20 protein-coding genes are annotated in these 23,758 nt (G+C 70.3%); 7 read left to right on the plus strand and 13 right to left on the minus strand.

Annotated features, from left to right (window positions below; all coding sequences use genetic code 11):
- The first annotated feature begins 13 nt into the window (after nt 1-13).
- The 3 genes from ACGFSB_RS30205 (at nt 14) to ACGFSB_RS30215 (ending at nt 6,154) form a co-directional block, all read left to right on the plus strand.
- The gene (locus ACGFSB_RS30205) at nt 14-2,845 is read left to right on the plus strand and encodes a flippase-like domain-containing protein (protein ID WP_393405757.1); all 2,832 of its coding nucleotides are present in this window, start codon (nt 14-16) and stop codon (nt 2,843-2,845) included.
- Between the two features lie 61 nt (nt 2,846-2,906).
- Complete coding sequence (locus tag ACGFSB_RS30210; protein ID WP_393405759.1) at nt 2,907-4,451, plus strand: alpha/beta hydrolase; 1,545 nt, start codon at nt 2,907-2,909, stop codon at nt 4,449-4,451.
- 134 nt (nt 4,452-4,585) lie between these two features.
- Entirely contained in the window at nt 4,586-6,154 is a 1,569-nt protein-coding gene (locus tag ACGFSB_RS30215; RefSeq protein ID WP_393405761.1) for an alpha/beta hydrolase, read from the plus strand.
- A gap of 180 nt (nt 6,155-6,334) precedes the next feature.
- On the opposite strand, the gene moeZ is transcribed toward ACGFSB_RS30215, so the two are convergent.
- From moeZ to ACGFSB_RS30275, 12 genes are all read right to left on the minus strand, one after another.
- On the minus strand, nt 6,335-7,513 hold the full coding sequence (gene moeZ, locus ACGFSB_RS30220) for an adenylyltransferase/sulfurtransferase MoeZ (RefSeq protein WP_393405763.1): 1,179 nt from the start codon (nt 7,511-7,513) through the stop codon (nt 6,335-6,337).
- Between the two features lie 63 nt (nt 7,514-7,576).
- Nucleotides 7,577-8,326 (minus strand): spherulation-specific family 4 protein, encoded by a 750-nt coding sequence (locus tag ACGFSB_RS30225; protein ID WP_393405766.1) that lies wholly within the window; start codon nt 8,324-8,326, stop codon nt 7,577-7,579.
- Entirely contained in the window at nt 8,314-9,267 is a 954-nt protein-coding gene (locus ACGFSB_RS30230) for an NAD-dependent epimerase/dehydratase family protein (protein WP_393405768.1), read from the minus strand. Before ACGFSB_RS30230 ends, ACGFSB_RS30225 begins: the two co-directional genes overlap by 13 nt.
- A gap of 195 nt (nt 9,268-9,462) precedes the next feature.
- On the minus strand, nt 9,463-10,707 hold the full coding sequence (locus ACGFSB_RS30235) for a hypothetical protein (protein ID WP_393405770.1): 1,245 nt from the start codon (nt 10,705-10,707) through the stop codon (nt 9,463-9,465).
- 26 nt (nt 10,708-10,733) lie between these two features.
- Nucleotides 10,734-12,497, minus strand: a complete 1,764-nt coding sequence (locus ACGFSB_RS30240) for a glycosyltransferase (RefSeq protein ID WP_393405772.1) — start codon at nt 12,495-12,497, stop codon at nt 10,734-10,736.
- Between the two features lie 201 nt (nt 12,498-12,698).
- On the minus strand, nt 12,699-14,336 hold the full coding sequence (locus ACGFSB_RS30245; protein ID WP_393405774.1) for a dipeptide ABC transporter ATP-binding protein: 1,638 nt from the start codon (nt 14,334-14,336) through the stop codon (nt 12,699-12,701).
- A complete protein-coding gene (locus tag ACGFSB_RS30250; protein WP_393405776.1) occupies nt 14,333-15,322 on the minus strand; it encodes an ABC transporter permease in 990 nt (329 codons plus the stop codon). The genes ACGFSB_RS30245 and ACGFSB_RS30250 overlap by 4 nt, the downstream gene beginning before the upstream one ends.
- Nucleotides 15,319-16,311 carry an ABC transporter permease gene (locus ACGFSB_RS30255; protein ID WP_393405778.1) on the minus strand — a complete coding sequence of 331 codons (993 nt, stop codon included), beginning with the start codon at nt 16,309-16,311 and terminating at the stop codon, nt 15,319-15,321. The genes ACGFSB_RS30250 and ACGFSB_RS30255 overlap by 4 nt, the downstream gene beginning before the upstream one ends.
- 20 nt (nt 16,312-16,331) lie before the next feature.
- A complete protein-coding gene (locus tag ACGFSB_RS30260; protein WP_393405780.1) occupies nt 16,332-18,056 on the minus strand; it encodes an ABC transporter substrate-binding protein in 1,725 nt (574 codons plus the stop codon).
- A gap of 161 nt (nt 18,057-18,217) precedes the next feature.
- Complete coding sequence (locus tag ACGFSB_RS30265) at nt 18,218-18,310, minus strand: Ms4533A family Cys-rich leader peptide (protein ID WP_344520500.1); 93 nt, start codon at nt 18,308-18,310, stop codon at nt 18,218-18,220.
- 78 nt (nt 18,311-18,388) lie between these two features.
- Nucleotides 18,389-19,798 (minus strand): DUF3152 domain-containing protein, encoded by a 1,410-nt coding sequence (locus ACGFSB_RS30270; RefSeq protein WP_393405782.1) that lies wholly within the window; start codon nt 19,796-19,798, stop codon nt 18,389-18,391.
- Between the two features lie 8 nt (nt 19,799-19,806).
- The gene (locus tag ACGFSB_RS30275; RefSeq protein ID WP_393405784.1) at nt 19,807-20,859 is read right to left on the minus strand and encodes an alpha/beta fold hydrolase; all 1,053 of its coding nucleotides are present in this window, start codon (nt 20,857-20,859) and stop codon (nt 19,807-19,809) included.
- Between the two features lie 219 nt (nt 20,860-21,078).
- Between ACGFSB_RS30275 and ACGFSB_RS30280 the strand changes: the two genes are divergently transcribed.
- From ACGFSB_RS30280 to ACGFSB_RS30295, 4 genes are all read left to right on the plus strand, one after another.
- Nucleotides 21,079-21,300: a hypothetical protein gene (locus ACGFSB_RS30280; protein ID WP_393405786.1), complete on the plus strand. Its 222-nt coding sequence runs from the start codon at nt 21,079-21,081 to the stop codon at nt 21,298-21,300.
- Nucleotides 21,301-21,444: 144 nt separating this feature from the next.
- Nucleotides 21,445-22,086: a TetR/AcrR family transcriptional regulator gene (locus ACGFSB_RS30285; RefSeq protein WP_393405788.1), complete on the plus strand. Its 642-nt coding sequence runs from the start codon at nt 21,445-21,447 to the stop codon at nt 22,084-22,086.
- Nucleotides 22,087-22,226: 140 nt separating this feature from the next.
- Nucleotides 22,227-22,454 carry a DUF3107 domain-containing protein gene (locus ACGFSB_RS30290; RefSeq protein ID WP_055565193.1) on the plus strand — a complete coding sequence of 76 codons (228 nt, stop codon included), beginning with the start codon at nt 22,227-22,229 and terminating at the stop codon, nt 22,452-22,454.
- Nucleotides 22,455-22,650: 196 nt separating this feature from the next.
- Nucleotides 22,651-22,923: a hypothetical protein gene (locus tag ACGFSB_RS30295; RefSeq protein ID WP_393405791.1), complete on the plus strand. Its 273-nt coding sequence runs from the start codon at nt 22,651-22,653 to the stop codon at nt 22,921-22,923.
- Nucleotides 22,924-22,956: 33 nt separating this feature from the next.
- Here ACGFSB_RS30295 and ACGFSB_RS30300 read toward each other — a convergent pair whose 3' ends face one another.
- Nucleotides 22,957-23,694 (minus strand): ferritin-like fold-containing protein, encoded by a 738-nt coding sequence (locus ACGFSB_RS30300; RefSeq protein WP_393405793.1) that lies wholly within the window; start codon nt 23,692-23,694, stop codon nt 22,957-22,959.
- Nucleotides 23,695-23,758: the final 64 nt, after the last annotated feature.

Here is a 23,758-nt window from a genome sequence, read left to right on the forward strand (position 1 = left end):
GGAGCAGCAGGATGTGTACCCCGATGAGACGGCGGGCACCCCTGCGGCCGAGTCGCACCCGGACACCGGTGGGCACTCCCTGAAGAAGCACGAGAAGCACGAGAAGGACCCAAAGGACCAAGAAGAGCAGCCGGAGGAGGGGGCGGAAGGCGGGCACGCCGCCTTCGTTCCGGACGGCACGGGTGACCGCTACACCGACGGCTGCACCGACGACGAGGACGTCCACACCGACCGCGTCGCCGGCGACGAACCGCTGCTCGCCGCGCGCGTGCACCGTCCTTCGGACCTGATGCGGCTGCTCGTCGGCGTCCTCGGGATCGCCATCGTCCTCGCCATCGCCGCGTTCGCCCATGGCACGACGTCGGGGCTCGCCCAGGACATCGACAAGGGCACGGATCAGGCGCCCGACCTCCTGATCAAGTTCGCCGGTCTCACCGCGAGCATCGGCGTCCTGCTCGTCCCCGTCGCGTTCGCGATCGAGCGCCTGGTCAAGCGGGACGGTCTGCGCATCGCCGACGGCGTCCTCGCGGCCGTCCTCGCGCACGGCGTGACGCTCGCCACCGACCTCTGGGTCGCCAAGGCCGCCCCGGACTCCATCCAGGAGGCGCTGACCCGGCCGTCCCCCGGCGATCTGCACGCTCTCACCGACCCCGTACACGGCTATCTCGCACCGGTCATCGCGTACATGACAGCCGTGGGGATGTCCCGCCGACCACGCTGGCGCGTCGTGTTGTGGGTGGTGCTGCTGCTCGACGCCTTCACCATGCTGGTCACCGGCTACACGACGCCGTTCTCGATCATCCTGACGGTCCTCCTCGGCTGGAGCGTGGCCTACGGAACGCTCTACGCGGTCGGCTCGCCGAACGTACGGCCCACAGGACAGACGCTGCTCGCCGGTCTGCGGCACGTCGGCTTCCACCCGGTGAGCGCGGCCCGCGAGGAGTCCCCGGACAGCGAGCACGGCGACCGGGGCCGCCGCTACTTCGTCACGCTCGAGGACGGCCCGCCCCTGGACGTCACGGTCATCGACCGCGAGCAACAGGCGCAGGGCTTCTTCTACCGCGTCTGGCGCAGACTCACCCTGCGCGGCATCACCCAGCGCCGCAGCCTTCAGTCGCTGCGTCAGGCCCTTGAGCAGGAGGCGCTCCTCGCGTACGCGGCGATCGCGGCCGGGGCCAACGCGCCCAAGCTGATCGCCACCTCCGAGCTCGGACCCGACGCGGTGATCCTCGTCTACGAGCACACAGGCGGCCGTTCCCTGGACTCCCTGCCGGCCGACGTCATCACCGATGAGCTGCTGTGCGACACCTGGCGGCAGGTGCAGGCGCTGCAGTCGCGGCGGATCGCGCACCGCAGGCTCGCGGGTGACGCGGTTCTGGTGGATCGTTCCGGCACGGTGATCCTGACCGATCTGCGGGGCGGTGAGATCGCCGCGGGCGACCTGGTCCTGCGCATGGACATCGCCCAGCTCCTGACCGCCTTCGGCCTGCGCGTGGGCGCCGAGCGCGCGGTCGCGACCGCCGTCGACGTCCTCGGCCCCGACTCGGTCGCCGACTGTCTGCCGCTGCTCCAGCCCATCGCCCTGACCCGCTCCACCCGCGCGACCCTGCGCAAGCTGGCCAGGGAGCGGTCACAGCGCGAGCGCGACGCGGTGCTCGAAGCGTCCCGCAAGGACAAGCTGGCCCGCACCGAGGCGGCGAGCGCCGCCGCGACGGCCGACGTCTCGTCGGCGGAGCCCGCCGACGGCACCAAGAGTCCCGACCGCAAGACCGTGCGCGCGGAGAGGCAGGCCGAGAAGCAGGCGATAGACGTCGCGCTCGACCAGGCCCGCGAGGAGGATCTGCTCACCCAGATCCGCCACCAGGTGCTGCTCATCCGCCCGCAGGCACCCGTCGAACCCGCCCAGCTGGAGCGGATCAGGCCGCGCACACTGATCAGTTTCATCGCCGGTGCCATCGGCGCGTACTTCCTGCTCTCGCAGCTCACCCACGTCGACTTCAACACGATCGTCGGCGAGGCCGAGTGGGGCTGGGTCGCCGTGGCCGTGGCGTGCTCGGCACTGAGCTACTTCGCGGCGGCGATGAGCCTGCTCGGCTTCGTGCCGGAGCGTGTGCCGTTCCTGCGCGCGGTGCAGGCGCAGGTCGCCGGGTCGTTCGTGAAGATCGTGGCGCCCGCCGCGGTGGGCGGCGTCGCGCTCAACACGCGCTTCTTGCAGCGCTCCGGGGTGCGCTCGGGCCTCGCGGTGGCGAGCGTCGGAGCGTCGCAGCTGTTCGGGCTCGGCTCGCACATCATGCTGCTGATGATCTTCGGCTATCTGACCGGCACGGAGAAGACGCCGTCCCTGACGCCGTCCCGCACGGTCATCGCCGGTCTCCTCTCGGTCGCGGTGCTCGTGCTCGTCGTGACCGCGATCCCGTTCCTGCGGAAGTTCGTGGTCACCCGCGTGCGGTCGCTGTTCGCGGGCGTCGTACCGCGCATGCTCGACGTGCTGCAGCGCCCGCAGAAGCTGCTCACCGGCATCGGCGGCATGTTGCTCCTGACGCTCCTCTTCGTGCTCTGTCTGGACGCTTCGGTACGCGCGTTCAGCAGTACGGAGATGACGACGCTGAGCCTGGCGAGCGTCGCCGTGGTCTTCCTCGCCGGTAACGCGCTCGGCTCGGCGGCGCCTACACCCGGCGGCGTCGGAGCGGTCGAGGCGACTCTCACCTTCGGTCTGATCGCGGTGGGTGTGCCCAAGGACGTGGCGGCGCCCGCGGTGCTCCTGTACCGACTCCTCACGCTGTGGCTGCCGGTGCTCCCCGGGTGGCTGTTCTTCAACCACCTGACAAGGAAGGGCCTTCTCTAGAAGTCCACGGAAGGCCGAGCCAGCCGTGCGCCCCGTCTGCGCCCCCCGCAGGATGGGGAACATGCCCAACCTCAAGGCGCGTGCCGCCGCTTCCGTCGTCCTGCTGTCCGCGACCCTCGCGGCCTGCGGCAGCGACGGCTCCAAGGACTCCGAGGACGCGGACCTTTCGGCCCAGAACCTTCAATGGGAGGACTGCCCCGCGCCTGACGCCTCCGAGGGCGGTGGCGAGGCTCCCTCCCCGCTGCCCGGTGGCACCGAGTGGCAGTGCGCCACCATGAAGGCACCTCTCGACTGGGCCAAGCCCAAGGGCGACACCCTCGACATCGCACTGATCCGCGCCGCGGCGAGCGGCAAGAAGGACCGGCGGATCGGCTCGCTCGTCTTCAACTTCGGCGGCCCCGGCGGATCGGGCGTCACCACGCTGCCCGCCTTCGGAGAGGACTACGCCAAGCTGCGCACCCGCTATGACCTGGTGAGCTTCGACCCGCGCGGTGTCGGCCGCAGCGCGGGCGTGAAGTGCGGGGACGACGAACAGCTCGACGCGTACTTCCAACAGGACTCCACACCCGACGACGATGCTGAGCAGAAGAAGCTCGTCGACAACGTGAAGACCTTCAACAGCGCCTGCGAGAAGAACTCCGGCGAGGTCCTCCCTCACGTACGCACCACCGACGCCGCCCGCGACATGGACCTGATGCGCCAAGTGCTCGGCGACGACAAGCTGCACTACTTCGGCATCTCGTACGGCACCGAACTGGGCGGTGTCTACGCCCACTTGTTCCCCAAGAAGGTGGGACGTGCCGTCTTCGACGGTGTCGTGGACCCCACCGAGACGGTGGAGCAGGGCTCGCTCGGTCAGGCCGAGGGCTTCCAGCTCGCGCTCGACAACTTCGCGAAGGACTGCACGTCGAAGGCCGAGGACTGCCCCGTCGGCGACACCGAGCAGGACGTCAAGGACAGGATCGCGGGGCTCCTCAAGGACCTGGACGCCAAGCCGCTGCCCGCCATCGCGCCGCGCGAACTGACCCAGACCGCGGCCACGAACGGCATCGCGCAGTCGCTGTACTCGAAGGACTTCTGGCCGTACCTCACCGACGGTCTCGATCAGGCTTACGACGGCGACGGCAAGATCCTCATGGCGCTCTCCGACTCCATGAACGGGCGCAACGAGGACGGGACGTACAGCAACATCCAGGCCGCCAACGTCTCCATCAACTGCGCGGACGACAAACCGCGCTACACGAAGGAGTACGTCGAGGGAAAGCTCCCCGCGTTCCGTAAGGCCTCGCCGCTGTTCGGCGACTATCTGGCCTGGGGCATGGTCGGCTGCACCGACTGGGCGGTGAACGGCGCCGCGGACCACCCGGACGTCAGCGCGCCGGACGCGCCGCCCATCGTCGTCGTCGGCAACACGGGCGACCCTGCCACGCCGTACGAGGGTGCGAAGAAGATGGCGGGCGCGCTGGGCAAGGGCGTCGGTGTCGAGCTGACCTACAAGGGCCAGGGACACGGGGCGTACGACAGCAAGAACACGTGTGTCCGGGACGCGGTGAACGGCTATCTGCTCGACGGCACCGTGCCGAAGGAGGGCACGGTCTGCTCGTGAGGGCAGCGGGGCCGTGCGGACCACCGGGCCCGCCCTGGCCGCCATGGTCGCCATGGTCGCGAAGGCCGCCAAGGTCATTGTCGGTGGCCCCGCCTACTATGGTCTGACTGTCTTTCCGAGGGGGGAAGCGCTCCATGCCGCGTTTCGTACGGTCAGCGGCCCTGGCCGCCGCAGGGGTTCTGGTGGCGGGGCTCGCCGCCGGCTGCGGCGGTTCATCCGACGGGGACGGCGGCAAGGACGACGCGAAGCCCGCGCCGACCGGCCCCGAGCAGTCGCCGAAGCCCGACCCCTCCTCCACTCTGCCCGCCTCTCTCACCACCCAGAAGCTCGGCTGGGGCACGTGCAAGGCGACCGACGGCGAGCCCGCACCGGGCTCCGAGTGGCAGTGCTCCACCCTCAAGGTCCCCTTGGACTACGAGAAGCCGGACGGCCAGACGATCGACGTCGCGCTGATCCGCGCCAGGTCCACCGGCAAGGGCGACCGCATCGGCTCGCTCCTGTTCAACTTCGGCGGCCCCGGCGGCTCCGGCGTCTCGATGCTGCCTTCGTTCGCCGACATGTACAGCAAGCTGCGCGAGCGGTACGACCTGGTGAGCTTCGACCCGCGCGGGGTCGGCGGCAGCGAGGGCGTGCGGTGCCGCAGCGACAAGGAGACGCAGGCCGCGGAGTCCGTCGACCTCACTCCGGACACCCCGGCCGAGGAAGCGGCGTACTTCAAGGACGCGGCCGACTTCGGCGCGGGCTGCGCGAAGAGCTCGGGCAAGCTCCTCGGACATGTCTCGACGGTCGAGGCCGCCCAGGACATGGACGTGATGCGCCAGGTGCTCGGCGACAAGAAGCTGAACTACATGGGCATCTCGTACGGCACCGAACTGGGCGGCGTCTACGCCCACTTGTTCCCCAAGAAGGTGGGCCGCCTCACTCTCGACGCCGTGGTCGACCCGAGCGCGGACTCGGTGGGCCACGCCAAGAACCAGGCACGCGGCTTCCAGCGTGCCCTGGACAACTACCTGAAATCCTCGGGTCAGGACCCGAAGGCGGGCTCGCAGAAGATAGTGCGGCTCCTGAAGCGGCTCGACGCCGAGCCGCTGCCCGCGACCGGCGACCGCAAGCTGAACCAGTCCCTGGCGCTGACCGGCATCACGGTCACGCTCTACAGCAAGCAGAGCTGGCCCGCCCTGACCCGAGGCCTGGAGCAGGCCGAGAAGGGTGACGGCTCGGCACTGCTTCAGCTGGCGGACTCCTACAACGAGCGGTCTCCTTCCGGCCGTTACAGCACGCAGAGCCACTCGCAGCGCTCGATCTCCTGCCGCGACGACAAGGCGCGGACGACCCCCGCCGAGGCGAAGGAGCGGCTGGCCGACTTCCGCGGGATATCTCCGGTCTTCGGCGAGTTCATGGGCTGGGACACGGCGGGCTGGTGCCACGACTGGCCGGTGGCCGGGCTGCACGACTCCCCCGATGTCAGCGCTCCGGGCGCGGCCCCTGTCCTGGTCGTCGGCAACACCGGAGACCCGGCCACGCCCTACGAAGGCGCCCGCAAGATGGCGGACGAGCTGGGCAAGGGCGTCGGCGTCGAGCTGACCTGGAAGGGCGAGGGCCACGGGGCGTACGGCAGCGGCAGCGACTGCGTGGACGGCACGGTCAACGACTACCTGCTGGATGGCAGGACGCCGAAGGACGGCAAGGTCTGCGAGTCCTGACGGACTCAGCCCCGCCCGGCATCTCAGCCCGTCCGGCATCTCAGCCCGTCCGGCGTTCGAGGACGAGCCGTCAAGGCGATGCCTGAGGGCCGACCCAGGACGACCCGCACGAGACACGAGACACAAGATGGGGCCCGCACCTTCAAAGGCGCGGGCCCCATCTCCGTTCAGGCGCTACGCCTAGTAGACCGGCTTGTCGGGCTCGATCTGGTGGACCCAGCCGATCACGCCGCCGCCCACATGCACCGCGTCCGCGAAGCCCGCGGACTTGAGCACGGCGAGGACTTCCGCGGACCGGACACCCGTCTTGCAATGCAAGACGATCTTCTTGTCCTGCGGGAGGCTCTCCAGGGCGGTGCCCATGAGGAACTCGTTCTTCGGGATCAGCTTGGCGCCGGGGATCGAGACGATCTCCCACTCGTTCTGCTCGCGGACATCGATGATCTCGATCTTCTCGTCCGCGTCGATCCACTCCTTGAGCTGCTTGGGAGTGATCGTCGAGCCGAGCGCCGCTTCCTGGGCCTCGTCCGACACGACGCCACAGAAGGCTTCGTAGTCGATGAGCTCGGTGACGGTGGCGTTCGGGCCGCAGACCGCGCAGTCGGGGTCCTTGCGGACCTTGACCTGGCGGTACTGCATCTCCAGGGCGTCGTAGATCATCAGGCGGCCGACCAGCGGGTCGCCCACGCCGGCCAGGACCTTGATCGCCTCGGTGACCTGGATGGAGCCGATGGACGCGCAGAGCACGCCGAGGACGCCACCCTCGGCGCAGGACGGAACCATGCCGGGGGGCGGGGGCTCCGGGTAGAGGCAGCGGTAGCACGGGCCGTGCTCGCTCCAGAAGACGGAAGCCTGGCCGTCGAAGCGGTAGATCGAACCCCATACGTACGGCTTGTTCAGCAGCACGCAGGCGTCGTTGACCAGGTACCGCGTGGCGAAGTTGTCCGTGCCGTCGACGATCAGGTCGTACTGGCTGAAGATGTCCATCACGTTCTCGGCCTCGAGCCGCTCTTCGTGGAGGATCACGTTCACGTACGGGTTGATGCCGAGGACGGAGTCCTTCGCCGAGGCCGCCTTCGAGCGGCCGATGTCGGCCTGGCTGTGGATGATCTGGCGCTGCAGGTTCGACTCGTCGACCTCGTCGAACTCCACGATGCCGAGCGTGCCGACGCCCGCCGCGGCGAGATACATCAGCGCCGGTGACCCGAGGCCGCCGGCGCCGACACACAGCACCTTGGCGTTCTTCAGCCGCTTCTGCCCGTCCATCCCGACGTCGGGGATGATCAGGTGGCGGGAGTACCTGCGAACCTCGTCGACGGTGAGCTCAGATGCTGGCTCGACCAGGGGTGGCAGCGACACGGGGACTCCGTTGGTCGGTATTCAGGAACGGTGGTTCTTTCCGTAACACTGCCACGCCCTTCTTCATTCCGAGACACCCGTTCCGATACGCGAGACGATTTCGTCCCAGTACGCGGGCATGGACTCCCACGGGTCGTCCGCTCCCCCGCCGTCCATGCGGTCGGTGAAGTAGATCGTCGACGCGCCCTGCCAGCGGGCGATGCGCAGTGCCTCGTCGAGGTGCCCGCGTGGCATCCCGTGCACGAAGTGGCAGAAGCGCTCGGGCGGATAGTCGGCGGTCCACTCGGCCACCTGCGACCAGCGGTAATCGCTCCAGGGCCCCGCGAAGGTCACCAACTGGTCGGCGGATTCGGCATATCCGGGATACGGATGGGTGCCGTGCCCCAGGACGATGTGCGCGTCGTCGCAGAGCGCACGCAACGTCGTGACCGTCCGGCGCACCTCCGGGAGCGCGGCGCGCTCCGTAGGGCAGCGGTCCAGCGAGAAGCCGTCGACCTGATACCAGTCGAGGTAGCGGTGGGCGTCGGAGACGAGCTCTCCGAAGCCGCGGGCGCCGTACATCACGTCGAGGTGACCGAGAACACGTACGCCCGCGTTCCGCAGCCGCCCCGCCGCTTCCAGGCAGTGCGGGTCGGGCCGGTCCCCCGGCCCCCTGCTCACATTCAGTACGACCCAGTGCAAGGGGGAGCCGGGGCGGGTGAGTTCGGACCATTCGGCGGGCGCGACGAGCGGGTGCGCGAAGCCCGGGATGCCGAAACCGAGCCGTATGTCGGTGTGCGCGGTGCCTGTGGCTGTGCTGGTCAGATGCGGCATGCCGCCTCCATCCAGATGTCGGCGAGTGACTCTTCGAGGTTGATCCGGGGGCGCCAGCCGAGCCGGTCGCGCGCGGTGCGCACATCGGCCTGCTGCCAGCTGCCGCAGCCGTCCGGGTAGGGGTACGCGGCTGGGTTCCCGTGGTCAGATTCGGAGCGGGGGTGCCCGATGGATTGCCGCAGGGGCCCCTGATCCAGCTCGTGCAGGGCTCCGCCGTACCCCGCGACGCGGGCAAGGACGGCCGCCGCGTCACGCAGGGGCACCGCGCGGCCCGCGCCGATGTTCACGACCCCCTGGGCCGCGGAGAGCGAGGCGGCATGTACGGCGCGCGCCACATCGCGTACGTCGATGAAGTCCCGCTGCGCACCGAGGCCACCGAGTTTGAGCTCGCCGTCACCGGCCTGCATGGCGCGCCGCATGGCTTCGGCGAGCCGCCCGAGCGGTGACCCCGCGGGAGTGCCGGGCCCCGCCGGCGAGAACACCCGGAGCACCACGGCATCGAGGCCGGACCCGAGCACCAGCTCGGTGGCGGCGAGCTTGCTGACTCCGTACGGTCCGCCGGGCCTCGGCACGGCGTCCTCCGCGGTGGACGACCCCGGCTGGCTCGGCCCGTACTCGGCAGCGCACCCCAACTGCACGAGCCGCGCCCCGCATCCACTGCGGCGCAGGGCCTCGCAGATCGTGGCGACGGCGACGGTGTTGTGCCGGGTCAGGTCGCGGGCACCGCCTCGGGTCGCCCCCGCGCAGTTGATGACGACCCCGGGATGCACGGCGTCCAGGAAGCGCGTGAGCGCGCCGGGGCTGCCGCTCGCGAGGTCGAACCGTACGTCCGAGTCGTCGCCGCGGCCGAGCGCGGTGAGCTGCACCGCCGGGTCGGCGAGCAGCCGGTCGGCGACGAACCGGCCGAGGTATCCATTGGCTCCGATCAGCAGCACCCTCATCGGGCGGCTCCCGGGTCGGATTCTCGGATGCTGAGGGTGCTCATCTGGCGTTCTCCTTCAGGGGGTTGCCGTGATTCACGGGATGAGGCCCGCGGTGTCGGCCCCGCGGGAGAGATGGTCTTGGGGATGGTCTCGGGGTGGACGGGGCGCGGCCTGTGTTCCGGGCGCCCCGTGGTGGGCAGGCGTGAGCGCGGCTCAGGGCGCCTCGCCCGCATGAGCGGATGCGCGGCTGAGCACCCGCAAGGAATGGAGCAGCAGTACGCCCGCGGCGACGCCACAAGCGACGACGGGTACGACTCCGGGGCCCAAGGCCTGGACCGCCCCCTCCACCGGGGATGCGACCCACCCGCACCCCGGAAGGCGCCCCGCGAACACTGTGGCGAGGGAGACCCCCTCCACCGCACCCGCGGCCCCCAGCATCAGCACGGGCGCCCGCCAGCACCCGTACGAGGAGAGCAGCCGGGACAGCAGAAGCAGCGCGCCCAGCGCCCCGGCCCCGGCAGGCGTCGGCACTCCGTAGAGCGCCCCGGCCCCGGCGAGCAACGCCCCGAGGGCACACAGGTAGAGCGCGACCACGCCAACGAGCAACGGCCGTGCGGAGGCGGTGAATTCGGCGAGACCCCGGCTGCGCGAGAGCCGCCGCCGAGCTCCCACGGTGAACAGCCGGGCGCACCACATCCCCGGCGCGACAGCGAGGGAGAGCCCCAGTACGGCAGCGGTGGACGGCGCCCAGGGGCCATCGGGCCCGCCCGCGACGGCGGCCCGCATCAGGCCGTCGCCAAGAAGGGCGTACGCGACGAGAAAACACACCCACGCGCGCGTGGCCCGCACGACATGGTGGGCGGAACGCAGCGGACCGTACCGAAGAGTCATCCGCAACGCGACGCCCACGGCGAGCACGCCCCCGAGCCCCACCGCGACCCGCGCACGCCCCTCGCTCAGCTCGAGCCCCGCGGCAGCGAGCCCGCACACCGCACCCGGCAGCAGCGCGAGCAGCGCCCACCCGGTGGGGAGAGCGGGCGCGCCGCTGGACGGAAGAGCGAGCGGAACGCCCCGTTCCTCCTCGTCGCGGGGCATACGCGCGTACATCTCCTCGGCGAGGGCGAACACGTCCCGGTGCCTGAACCGCGCGGCGGTCCGGTCGGTCACCCCGTGCGCCTCGAGGCCCGCGGCGATCTCCAGCGGGTCGACGGCGCGCTCGCACAGCTCCCGGTGCCGGTGCATCAACGCCTTCACCGGGTCGACGGCACCGCGCCGCACGGGCCTGGCATCAACACCGGGACCAGCACTCGCACCACCACCCGCGCCCGCGCCCGCACCACGCCAAGCCGCAGGCTCCCGCACCAGCGCCGTCTCGGACAGGAGCTCCTCCGAGCGCTCGTCCCACCCGCCTGGGCTCCCCGGAGCCCGCGGCGCATCAACCTTCTGCTCCTTGCTCACACGCCCGCCGCTCACACACCTGCCGCTCACACGCCCGCCCCCTTCAACTGCTCAGGCCTGCCGTCCTCTTGGGCCGCGACCGGCACCGCCCAGCTGGGCGCACCGCCCGAGCCCGTGTCCCCGCCGCCCGCGGCGAAGGCCCAGCGACCCGGCAGATACGCCTCCGCCGGATTGCCGAACGGCACCGGCTCGCCCGCGTCGTCGACGGCTTCCCTGCGCACCGGGCAGTGCGAGACGATCTCCAGGTAAATGCCGCGAAATGCCTCGATGTTCTGCTCCACGGTGAACAGTTCGAGCGCTCGCGCACGCGCCGCCGCACCGAGCCGCTCGCGCCGCCCGGCATCCCGCAGCAGCGCCACGCACGCCTCGGCGAGCGCCCGCGGATTGCGCGGCGGCACCACGAGCCCGGTGCCGCCGATGACCTCGACGACGGCGCCGACATCCGTGGAGACCGTCGCGCGCCCGCAGAACATTGCCTCGACCAGGCTGATCGGAAAGCCCTCGACGACACTGGAGAGCACCACGACGCTCCCCGCCGCGTACGCGTCCTCCAATTCGGGCGCCTCCGGAGTGCCGATCTCCTCGAAGGACACGGGGTTGTCGCCGACCGCGTGCACGCCCGCTGCCTCGTCCGGGAAGAGCTGCGCGGCGAGCGCCCTGCAATGGGCGAGATATCCGGCCGCCTCCGGGCCTTCGGCGGGCGCGCCGACGATCCGCAGCCGCGCCTTCGGCTCCTCCTTGCGGATCTCCGCGAAGGCGTGGAGCAGCGAGATCAGGTCCTTGGCGGGCTCGATGCGCCCGACCCAGAGGAGGGTGTCCGGGTCGCCCGGGTCCTCCCGCTCGCCGACCTCGGCGAAGCGGGCCACCTCCATGCCCGGGTAGACCGTGCGCAGCTTCGCCCGCTCGGCTCCGCACCGCTCCTGCCAGCGCCGGGCGTGCGTGTTGCCGGGCGTTATGATCGTGGCCTTCTTGTACACCTCGGCGGCGAGCCTGCCGTGGAAGGAGGTGAGCAGCGCCCGCGCCGGCGCACTCAGTGCCTCGTCGCCCGCCGCCAGGTAGTGCGCCCGCAGCTGTACGCCGTATTCGGTGACCAGGAGCGGCACTCCGGAGAAGTGCTCGGCGAGGAGCCCGGGGACGGCCGCCGGGCCGCCGGACGTGGCATGACACAGGTCCACCGCGCCGAGGCCTTCGTCGTCGTACCAGTCGAGGGAGAGCGGTCGAAGGGCGCGCTCCAACAGGCCCGCCACGGTGAGCAGATCAGGCACCCTGGCAGTGCGTGCCGCACGTAACGCGCCCGGCGCGCGGCACGCGCGCTCCAGCGTGCGCACGGCCACCTCGGAGCGCAACGCGTCGACCAGGCCGCCTTCGTCCCTGGCGAGTTCGGCGAGCCCGTACAGCGCACTGCCGAAACGGTCCGCCAACTCATCGGCGGCTCCGTACGCTCCAGATGCTCCCGCTCCGGAAGCTCCCGCGGTCCCGGCGGCCCCGGAGTCGCACATCACGGCGGCAAGCTCCCCGAAGCACTCCGCGAACCGCCGCCGTGCCCGTCGGCCGTACCCGGCCCCGAAGGCGGTGCCGTCGTCGTCGACGGTCCACAGGGGCGCGGTCCGCACCCGGTTCACCTGGGGCGGCAGCTCGATCCAGCCCTGCGTCTCCTGCCGCTCACTGCGGCTGAGTGCGTAGATGTCGAATTCATGCTGCCCGAGCCCGCGCACGAGCCGGTCACACCAGAGTCTGGCCTCACCGCTCACATACGGATAGCCACCCTCCGTAAGCAGTCCGATGCGCACGAGTACACCCCCGTTCTCCCATATGGGGAGCCGCCGTTGGACCGGCGGCTCGCAGCGGGACGAACGTATGCGGACATGACGGTGGCGTGATGGACGGTTGTCCATCACGCCACCAAAAGGGGTGAACGGCCGTAACTTTCCCGCACCGGTTGCGTTCCGTCGCGCTATAGCGTCAGGAAAGCGCTCTTTCGTTACGGAGAGTCAGGCTGCGGCCAGCTCCCTGCGAGTCGCCCGGCGCTGTGCCGCGGCCTCCGGGTCGAGCGCGGGCACGGCCGCCAACAGCTGTTTCGTGTACGCCTGCCGGGGCGCGCCGTACACCTCGTCGACGGAGCCGTACTCGACGATCCGCCCCTGCCGCATCACCGCGACCCGGTCGCTGACCTGGCGTACGACCGCGAGATCGTGCGCGATGAAGACGAGCGCGAGGCCGAGCTCCTGCTGCAACTCGGCGAGCAGCGCGGTCACTTGCGCCTGGGTCGTCACATCGAGCGCGGAGACCGGTTCGTCGCAGACGATGAGGTGTGGCTCGGCGGCGAGGGCCCGCGCGATCCCGACGCGCTGCCGCTGGCCGCCGCTGAACTCGTGCGGATAGCGCCCGTAGTGCGCCGGATCGAGCCCGACGCGCCTCAGGAGGTCTTCCACGCGAGCGCGCACGACGGACTCGTCGCTCCCCCGCACACCCCGCGCGCGCAGCGGATCGGCGATGGACTCCCCGATGCCGCGGCGCGGATTGAGCGAGGAGACCGGGTCCTGGAACACCATCTGCACACCGGCCCGCACACCGCCGCCCGGCTTCTCGGCACCCCCGTGCCGCAGTTCCCCGGCGGAGGGCTCGAGCAGCCCCACCAGCATCCGTCCGAGCGTCGTCTTGCCGCTGCCGCTCTCCCCCACGACCCCGAGGGTCTCCCCCCGGCGGACCGTGAGCGACACGCCGTCCACCGCGGCGAACGCGCGCTTGCCGCGCCCGAACTCCCGCCGCAGACCGACCGCTTCGAGCACCACGTCCGCGTCGTCGGCCTCCCGCGCGCGGGAGGCCGATTCAGGTGTTCCCCGTGTTCCCCGTGGCGCGTCCACCCGTGGCACCGCCCCGAGCAGCTCCCGCGTGTACGCCTCCTTCGGCGCCCCGAGGACCTCACGCACGGGCCCCTGCTCGACCGCCCGTCCGTGCCGCATGACCAGGACGTCGTCGACGCTCTCCGCGGCGACGCCCACGTCATGGGTCACCAGGAGAAGCCCCATCCCCGTCTCGGCCCGCAGCGCGTGCAGGAGGTCGAGGATCTGGGCCTGCACGGTGACGTCCAGGGCCGTCGTCGGCTCGTCGGCGATCAGGAGCGCGGGCTCGCAGGCAAGGGCCATGGCGATGAGCGCGCGCTGCCGCATTCCGCCGCTGAACTCGTGCGGCCGGGAGCGAGCCCTGCGGACGGCGTCCGCGATGCCCACCCGGTCGAGCACCTCGACGCCACGCGCGCGTGCCGCCCGCCGTGAGGCCCCGGTGTGCACGCGGTACACCTCGGCGATCTGGTCGCCCACCGCGTAGTACGGGTCGAGGGAGGACAGCGGGTCCTGGAAGACCATGGCCGCCCTCCCGCCCCGCAGCCGCTTCAGCTCCTCTCCGGACGCTTCTTGTACGTCGATGCCGCCGACCCGCACCGCGCCGCCGACGCCCGCTCCGGTGCCCCGGTGGAGCCCGAGCAGCGCGGAAGCCACCGTGCTCTTGCCGGACCCCGACTCGCCGACGAGGCCGAGTGCGGCGCCCTCTTCCAGAGTGAAGGAGAGCCCGTCGACGGCACGCGTGTCGCCGAAGTCGACGGTCAGGTCGGTCACTTGGACCAGGCTCATGACAGGACCACCCGTCGGTCGGCCACCGCGTACAGCACATCCGCGACGGCATTGGCGAGCACTACGAAGAAGCCGGTCACCAGGACCATGCCGACCACGACCGGCAGGTCGACGTCCTTGACCGCGAGCACGAGTTCGCGCCCCATGCCGGGCAGCCCGAACAGCGTCTCGCTGAGCACGGCCCCGCCGAACATCGACCCGAAGTCGTTGGCGCTCATGGCGATGACGGGCGCGACCGCGCCCCGCAAGGCGTGCTTGCCGATGATCGAGCGCTCCCCGACGCCGTACGCGCGAAAGGTCCGCACATGGTCGTCGGCGAGGGTCTCCAGCATCGACGCGCGGGTCAGCCGCGCGTACTTGGCCGCCTCGATCAGCGCTAGGCAGAGCCAGGGCAGGAGCAGGTTCCACGCCCACTGCTGGGGGTCGTCGGTGAACGGGACGTACTGCGGGAAGGGCAGCCAGCGCAGCTGCCCGCAGACCACGATCATCAGCAGCAGGCCGATGACGAAGACGGGCGTGGCGGTGCCCGCGAGCGTGACGGCGGTCAGGACGCGCTCGCTGACCCGCCCGCGCCGCCAGGCGGACAGGACGCCAGTGCCCACGCCGAGGGCCAGCCACATCACCATCGCGCCGAGCACGAGCGATCCGGTGACCGGCAGCTTCGTCAGGATGAGCTGGGTGACCTGCCGGTCGCTCTGGTAGGAGAGGCCGAGGCAGGGCGCGTCGCAGTGCTCCACGGACGTGCCGGTCGAGTAGTCCTGGCCCACGAAGATGCCCTGGAGGAAGTGCCAGTAGCGCACGTACAGCGGATCGTCGAGCCGCAACTGCTCGGTGACCTGCTGCACTTGGCCGGGCGAGCAGCGCGGCCCGCAGGTGATCTGGGCGACGTTGCCCGGCGCCACGTAGAAGACCAGATAGATGATCACGGAGATGACGAAGAGGGTGACGAGAGCGCCCGCCGAGCGCCTCAGGAGGAAGCCGGTCATGCCTTGCCCTCCCGCTTGCGCCCCGTGCCCACGCGCAGCCGCGAGGCCGCCCGCGGATCGAGTGCGGTCCGCACCCCGTCACCGAGGACCGTCAGCGCGAGCACCGTCACGAAGAGCGCCCCGGTAGGCAGCAGTAGGTACTGCGGTGCCGCCTGATACCAGATGTCGGCCGAGGTCAGCATCTGTCCCCAGGAGGCGGTCGGCGGCTTGACGCCGACGCCGAGGAAGGAGAGCGCGGCCTCCACCGTGATGTTGATGGGGACGAGCAGGGCCGCGTAGGTGATGACGGGCGCGGCGAGTCCGGGAAGCAGCTCACGGCGCGCGATGTGCCAGGTGCTCCAGCCGCTCAGCCGGGCGGCCGCCACGTAGTCGAGCTCCTTGAGGGTGATGGTCTGCGCACGCACGATCTTCGCCACGCTGCCCCAGGCGACGAACCCGATGACCAGGGCGACGAGCACCGGCCGCGGGAAGCCGCCGGGCACGATCGCCATCAGGGCGAGCGAGAGGACCATCAGCGGCATCGCGACGATGACGTCGGTGGCACGGCTGAGCACCTGGTCCACCCAGCGGTTGCCGAGCCCGGCCGCGAGGCCGATCCCGACGCCGAGCAGCACCTGCACCAGGGTCGCGGCGAGCGCGACACCGAGCGAGACCCGCGCCCCGTACACGAGACGGGCGAACAGATCACGTCCTGTCTGCGGTTCGACGCCGAGCCAGTGCTCGCCGCTGATCCCGCCGAACGAGCCGACGGGCACGCCGCCGCGTGCCGAGTCGATGAGGTCGGGGTGGTACGTGGTCGGGTCCTGGCCCTCGACCGCGGTGAGCAGCGGCGCGCCGAGCGCGACCAGGACGAGCAGCGCGACGACGATCGCCGCGACGAGGGCGGCACGCTGCGCACGCAGCCGCCGCCAGAATTGCCGGGCTCCGGAAGCCGGGACGGGCGCACTCGCGCCCGTCCCCGTCTCCGAGGCCAACAGGGCCTCGCTCATGGTGATGTGCCCCGTAACCCTTACTTGACCGCGACCTGCGAGACGTCGAGGACGCCCGTCCAGTCGCTGATCACGATGTTCTTGACGTCCTTGCCGTACAGGCGCTTGTAGACCGGGTGGAAGAGCGGCACGGTCAGGGCCTGCTCACCGATCTTCTTGTCGAGTGCGCCCCAGCGCTTCGCGGCAGCGTCGAGGTCGGTGAGCTTGTTGATCTCGTCGATCTCGTCGTTGACGGACGTGTCGTCCAGGAAGCCGGTGTTGAAGTTGGCGCCGTCCTTCACGATCTGCCGCCCGTCGAAGATCGGGGCGAGGAAGGGGCCGCCGGAGGGCCAGTCGGCACCCCAGTGGGCGAGGAAGAGGCCCGGCTCGGTCTTGGCGCCGTGCACCTTGTCCTTGTAGTCGTTGTCCTCGAGCCCCTCCAGCTTGACCTTGATCCCGGCCTTCTTCAGGGCGTCCTGGAGTGCGGTGGCGATCTCCGGGCTCGTCTCGAAGTCCTTGGCGTTGGAGTGGGTCAGCGTGATGGTCAGCCCGTCCTTGTGACCGGCCTCCTCCAGGAGCTTCCTGGCCTTCTTCGCGTTGCCGTTCGCGCCCGCCGGGAAGTGGTCGTACTTCGTGTATCCGAATGACTTCTGGTCCGGCAGGTACGTCGTCGCGGGCTCGGCGAGCGACGATCCGCCGGCGGCGTTGACGACGGACGAGCGGTCGACGGCGTACGAAATGGCCTGGCGCACCTTCGGGTCGTCGAAGGGCTTCACCTTCGGGTTGAAGGCGAGGTAATTCGTGTATCCGAAGTGCCCGGTGCCGACGCGCGAGGCCAGGGCCTTGTCGCCGGTGACCTTGGCGAGTTCGGCCGGTCCGAGGTTGGTGTCGGTGGTCACGGCGGCGGCGTCCGCGCCCTGGCCCGCCGAGAGGCGCTGGTTGATGACGGACGGGTCGAGCCCGGAGCGCACGTCGATCTTCTCGGGGTAGGCCTTGCGCTCCGGGTCGGTCTTCGCTGACCAGTGCGTGTTGCGCTCCAGGGTCAGGCGCTCGCCGTCGTTCTCGTTCTTGACGACCTTGTACGGGCCCGATGAGACGGGGTGCTCCTCGTACTTGGTGCCCTTGTCCTTGCTCTTGGGGACGGGCGTGAACTGGGTCTGGGTAGCCAGATAGGGGAATTCGCCCTCGGGCTTGTCGAGGTGGAAGACGATGGTCCGCTCGTCGGGCGTCTCGATCGACTCGAGCCCCTTGCCGCTCTTGTCCTTGTAGGGCCCGGCGTACTTCTCGCCACCGATGAGCCAGTCCCTCAAGTAGGGCGCGCCACCGGAGAGTTCACCGGCGAAGGACCGCTCGATCCCGTACTTGATGTCGGCGGACGTGATCGGCGAGCCGTCCTCATACTTGAGGCCCTTCTTCAGGGTGTACGTCCATACCGTGGCGTTCTTGCTCGACTTGCCGAGGTCCGTGGCGAGGTCGGGCACGACCTCCGAGCCCTTGGCGCCGTCCTCGCGGTTGCGGGTGGTCAGGGTGCGGAAGACGAGCGAGGGGACGTTGCCGCCGCCGGAGGTGTAGAGCCGCGCCGGGTCGAAGTCGACCTGCGGATCTCTGTTGAGGACGGTGAGCGTGCCGCCCTCGGCCGCCTTGCCTCCGCCGCCGTTCCCGGCGTCGTTGTCCTCGGGGCCCGCGCAGGCTGCAGCGCCCGCTGCCAGGACCAGGCTGACGGATGCCGCTGCCACGCGGCGGGCTATGACGGACGGTTGACGCATGGGAAAGGACCTCTCGGAGAAGCAAGCAGGGGAAAGGAGCAGAGCTCGCCCCGGGGTCGCCGAAGAAGGTCAGTCAGGACCGCAGAGGGTGCACAGGGCGCAAAGGGTGCACGGGGTACGGAGGTCCCGAGAGAAAGCGACGCACTCGCCAGGGGCGGGCGTCAGCAACAGTGAATGTCGGACACGCAGAGCGCGGTCACGCCGAAGAGCGCCAGCTCAAGGGCGGCGCGCGAGGAGGCGTGACGAGGCGACATGCGGAGAAATATGAACGAACTTTCGGCGGATGTCAAAGCTGCCGACCGCACACCGAACGCATACCGGATGCTTCTGTCTCAACTCTTGGGAAAGGCCCAGGCGTTGGCCTTGCACTTGATTCCGTCATGGTCGAGGAACTTCGTCTGCTGCTGCATGACGGGTGCGAGCTCGCCGTCCTTGGTGCAGTCCGTGTGATTGAAACCGAGCCGGTGACCGACCTCGTGATTGATCAGCATCTGCCGGTAGGGATGGATGCGGTCGCCGTAGGTCTTGGCACCCTGCGCCCACCGATAGGCGTTGATCATGACGCGGTCCGTGGCCGCGGAGTCGCACGACACGTTCTGCTCCAGGGTGTCGAGCCCTGACTTCGCGCACCATTTCGCGGTGGTCCCCGGGCTCGCGAGCGTAATGACGAAATCGGGCTTCCCCGAAGAGATGCGCTCGAAGGTCCGGCCTCCGCCGTGCGCCCAGCTCCGCTCATCGTTCAGGGTCTTCTGCACGGCCTCCGCGAACAGCCCGCCGTCCAGGCCCATCCCCTTCTCGACATCGACGCGGTAGCGGAACAGCTTCCCCTTGCCCGGCGCCTTGTCGAACCCGGCTATCGCGTCGAAGTCGCCGGACGCCGTGAGGTTCGACTTGAGCGGGTACTTCACGCCCATCTTCTTCTCGTACGTCGCCGGGGCGGCGCCCTGTGGAGTGGCGCGGTCGTCCGAGCGGGACGTGTCGGTGTCACCCGCGGCGCGGCCGTCCTCGCCCTTGGCGGCCTGTGCCTGCGGAGCAGAATCCTTTGCTCCGTCGGCCACTTGGCCAGCGACGACGACGGCGAGGACGGTGGTGACAGCGGCGGCCGCGATGCCGGTGAAGGTGCGGCCCCTGCTGCTCTTGCCGTCCTTGGCGTCACCTTCGTCGGTGCCGTCGGCGCCGTCGATGCCGTCGGTGCCGTCAGTGCCGTCGACCCCGCCCGCTCCGTCGGTCCACAGCCCTCCGTGCGCCTGCTCTTCCTCGTCGACCGCGCGGTCCCAGTCGGTGACGGAGGCGTACGGATCGCGGGGCGGGGGTGTCCCCAGGGGCGGGGCACCGGTCACGACGGGCATGGCACCGGTGCCGCCGCCCGCGAAGAGATCCTCGTCGGCGAATTCGCCGCCGCCGAACGCGTCCACGTACTCGCGGCGCGGCCCCGGCACACGGGGCGGCCCGGTCCGCACACCCGGCGCTCCGTAGGCGGCGCCCATCCGCGGCCCCGTACCCCACGCCCCGCCCGGCTCACGCTGCTCGGGATGCCCCCCACGGACGTGCGGTACCCCGTGCGGAGGCGTGGCCTGCGGAACCCCGTGCGCGGGCGTGCCGTCCTCCCCCGGGGCGCGCCTGCGCCGCCCTGTGCCGGGACCCGGCGGGCGTGCGCCCTGCGGCGACGGCATGTCGGTGGTGTTCGTGCTGCCCGTGTTGTCTGCGAGGTCGGCCGGACCCCGGCGGCTGTGTCGTCCCACGCGCCGCCTCAGCTCCCCGCACTCGAAGTACTGCTACTGGTTCCACCTGAAATACTGCTACTGGCTCCACCCGAAGCACTGCTACCGGTTCCACCCGAGTCGCTCAACTCGCCCGAATCCACGAGCAGTTCACGGAAGGCCGTGGCCACCGTATCTGGATACTCCATCATCGCCACATGCCCCGCGTCCGGCAGTGTGAGCAGCCGTGAGTCGCGGAACGCGGCGGCGGCCTTCCTGGCCATGCGGTACGAGACGAGCAGGTCACGTCCGCCGTAGATGAGCAGCGTCGGCGCGAGCACCCGCTCCGCCTGCCGCCACAGACCGTGCTGACCGCCCAGCGTGTACGCGTTCACGATGCCGCGCGCCGAGCGGGTCATCGCGTCCCACATGTACGGAAGGGCGAGCCTGCGCTCCATCTCCCGCACGGCCGCGCTGAACCCCTCGGGCGAGATCCGGCCCGGATCGCCGTAGCAGAGGGCCATGACGCCGCTGACGCGCTGCTCGGGCGTCCAGTCCTTGGTGAGCTTGGTGAAGAGACCCGCGATGCCGGGCACCGCGAGGAGGCCGGTCGGCAGTGCCGTGCGCTGCACCCGCAGCTCCGGAAGCGCGGGTGAGATCAGCGTGAGCGTGCGGACCAGGTCGGGGCGGACGGCGGCGACGCGGGTGGTGACCGCGCCGCCCAGTGAGTTGCCGATCAGATGCACGGGTCCGCGCTCGCGCGCGTCCAGATAACGGATGACGGCGCGCGCGTGCCCGGTGATCGAGTAGTTCCCGTCGTCCGGCGGCGGCGAGTCACCGAAGCCGGGCAGGTCGAGTGCCTCGCAGTCGACGACGTCCTCGAGGAGCGGCATCAGAGCCGACCAGTTCTGCGATGAGCCGCCGAGGCCGTGGACGTACAGCGCGGGAGGCAGCCCTTCGCGGACCGACGGCCTGGAACGCACGGAGAGCGTGAGCCCGGGGAGGCCGACCGAGTCGAGCCGCTCACCCGCCGCGACCCCGACGACACCCGGCTTGGGCGCGGCGGTGGCGGCGATTACGTGCGGCAGGTCGGTCGAAGACATGCGGCAATGTTACGAGACGATCACACGTGGGTTCATGTGTTCGCCGTCACAGATCCCGAACAGATCCCGAACCGATCCAGACGATGTCGCGGGGAGATCGCATAGCGCTCGGTTCGGCAGTCTCCTACGCTCATAGAAGAGGGCGAACACGGCACTCGACTCGCACTACTGGTCCGCCAGGGACGAGAGCCACGCAGCCCGCCAGGGAAGAGAGCCACGATGACCGTCGATCCGTCCGACCCCGAGACCTTCCAGACCGAGGAATCCGAGGAGAGCGAGATCAGCGCCGAGGCCCCGGAGGCCGACTCCGCGGAGCAGCACACGGACCTCACTCCGAGCGAGGACGACTCCTTGCGGGACGCCGATCCGGCCTCGGCCAGCGAGGCCGACCTGGCCGAACAGGCCCGCGTCGTCACCCTCGACGAGGACGACTATCGCTGAGGTGACCGTGTTTGCCCTGCTACGCACGGGTTTCACGGCCATCCAGTCCGTGAAATTCTCCGCTCGTACCGCGCACATCACGGTTACCGAAAAGTACGATGGCCGCGCGGCGCACACCGCACATTCACGATCATGGGAGGCGGCGTGACAGCCATCGAGCAGACAGAGGCAGCGCGCCCGCGGGGCACACGCCTGCCGCGTCGCGCCCGACGCAATCAGTTGCTGGGCGCGGCGCAGGAGGTCTTCGTCGCGCAGGGGTACCACTCGGCGGCGATGGACGACATCGCCGAGCGGGCCGGGGTCAGCAAGCCGGTGCTCTACCAGCACTTCCCGGGCAAGCTCGACCTGTACCTCGCGCTGCTCGACCAGCACTGCGAATCACTGCTGCAGTCCATTCGTACGGCTCTGGCCTCGACGACGGACAACAAGCTGCGGGTCGCGGCCACGATGGACGCGTACTTCGCGTACGTGGAGGAAGAGGGCGGCGCGTTCCGCCTCGTCTTCGAGTCCGACCTGACGAACGAACCCGCCGTCCGCGAGCGCGTGGAGCGGGTCACGCTCCAGTGCGCGGAGGCGATCTGCGAGGTGATCGCCGAGGACACGGGGCTGCCCCGCGACGAGGCGATGCTGCTCGCCGTGGGACTCGGCGGCTACTCACAGGTGGTGGCCAGGTACTGGCTCGCCAGCCGCAGCACAGTGCCGCGCGAGAAGGCGGTCCAGCTCCTCACCTCGCTTGCCTGGCGCGGCATCGCGGGCTTCCCGCTGCACGGCACGGACGGGCACTGAGCGGGGCCGCCACTTCTGTTCCCGTTTTCTGTTCGCTACCGGCGTGCGGCGGCGGAACGTTACGCATCGCCTCACCGGGCTAATGTGGCTGGGTACAGCGCGGACGGCCGCGCATCACTGACCGTCGGAGGGACAAAGCCGTGGAGGTCAAGATCGGCGTGCAGTACGCGCCCCGCGAGATCGTGCTGGAGAGCGGCCAGAGTGCCGAGGAAGTCGAGCACGCGGTGTCCGAGGCGCTGACCGGCAAGTCGCCGCTGCTGAGCCTCGTGGACGACCACGGCCGCAAGGTCCTGGTTCCGGCCGACCGCCTCGCCTACGTCGAGCTCGGCGAGCCGACCGCGCGCAAGGTGGGCTTCAGCGCCCTCTAGGGCGAACGGGAACGGCCCGGTGGTCACTGACGTGACCGCCGGGCCGTTCTCTGTTGATGTACGAGTTGATGTACGCGTTGATGTACGAGGGGTGAACACCTCCCTCTCCACCTGCCCTGGAGGGTTGCGTTCCGGCAGCCAGGGGTAAGACCGGCTACGACCGTTTTGCACCTGGCCGCGAGGGAGGGAACACCCTGTGATTCTGGAAGCGCTCGGCTCCGCACTGCTCGGTCTCGCCCTGGCGTGGGCCACGGCCCACCGCCTGCCCCACCGGCTCCCCGCCCGCAACCTGGTCCTGTCGACCGGATCGGCGGGCGCCGTGATCGGCTCCTTCGTCACGCACATGGCCCTGGGCGCGGGCCACGCCCCCGCAACGATCGCGGGCGCGGTGGCCGTATCGGCAGCCCTGCTGTCACTCCTGATCCGCCCGGACCGAGGCAGAATGCGCCGCCGCTCAGCGACGGCGTAGCGGGCTTCGAGGTCCGCGCCCGAGCCCTCGCTCCTAGGCGGCCAGCCCCAGTGCGGCCATCCGCTTCGTGTGCGCCTCAGTGATCCGAGAGAACATCCGCCCGACCTCGGCAAGGTCGAACCCATCGGCCACGCCCCCGACCAGCATGGTCGACAACGCGTCCCGGTCGGCAACGACCCGCTGAGACTGCGAAAGCGCCTCGCCCATCAGCCGCCGGGCCCAGAGCGCGAGCCGCCCGCCCACACGCGGATCCGCGTCGATCGCGGCCCGCACCTTCTCCACCGCGAAGCTCGCGTGCCCCGTGTCGTCGAGCACGCCGAGGACGAGGCGGCGGGTGTCGCCGTCGAGCCGCGCAGCCACCTCCCGGTAGAAGTCACTGGCGATCGAGTCGCCCACGTACGCCTTGACCAGGCCCTCGAGCCAGTCGGACGGCGCCGTCTGCCGGTGGAAGCCGTCGAGGGCCGCCACGAAGGGCTCCATCGCGTCGGTCGCGTCCGCGCCGATGGCGGAAAGCCGGTCCCGCAGCTGCTCGAAGTGGTGGAACTCGGCGGACGCCATCTTCGCCAGCTCCGCCTTGTCGCCGAGCGTCGGCGCCAGCTTCGCGTCCTCCGCTAGCCGCTCGAACGCCGCGAGCTCTCCGTAGGCGAGCGCCCCGAGCAGATCCACGACCGCGGCGCGGTAGTGCGGTTCGGCAGCGGCGGTCGTCCAGTCCTGGGCGGCGATTCCCTTGGGCTCGGCGGGTGTGTCAGCAGCAGTGTCAGGCGTCTCCATAAACCGCACAATAGCCCGCTCGCAGCAACGCGTAAGGGCCTGGTCGGTGACTGTGACGACGGCT

The organism is Streptomyces sp. NPDC048441 (assembly GCF_043200235.1).
GTDB lineage: Bacteria > Actinomycetota > Actinomycetes > Streptomycetales > Streptomycetaceae > Streptomyces.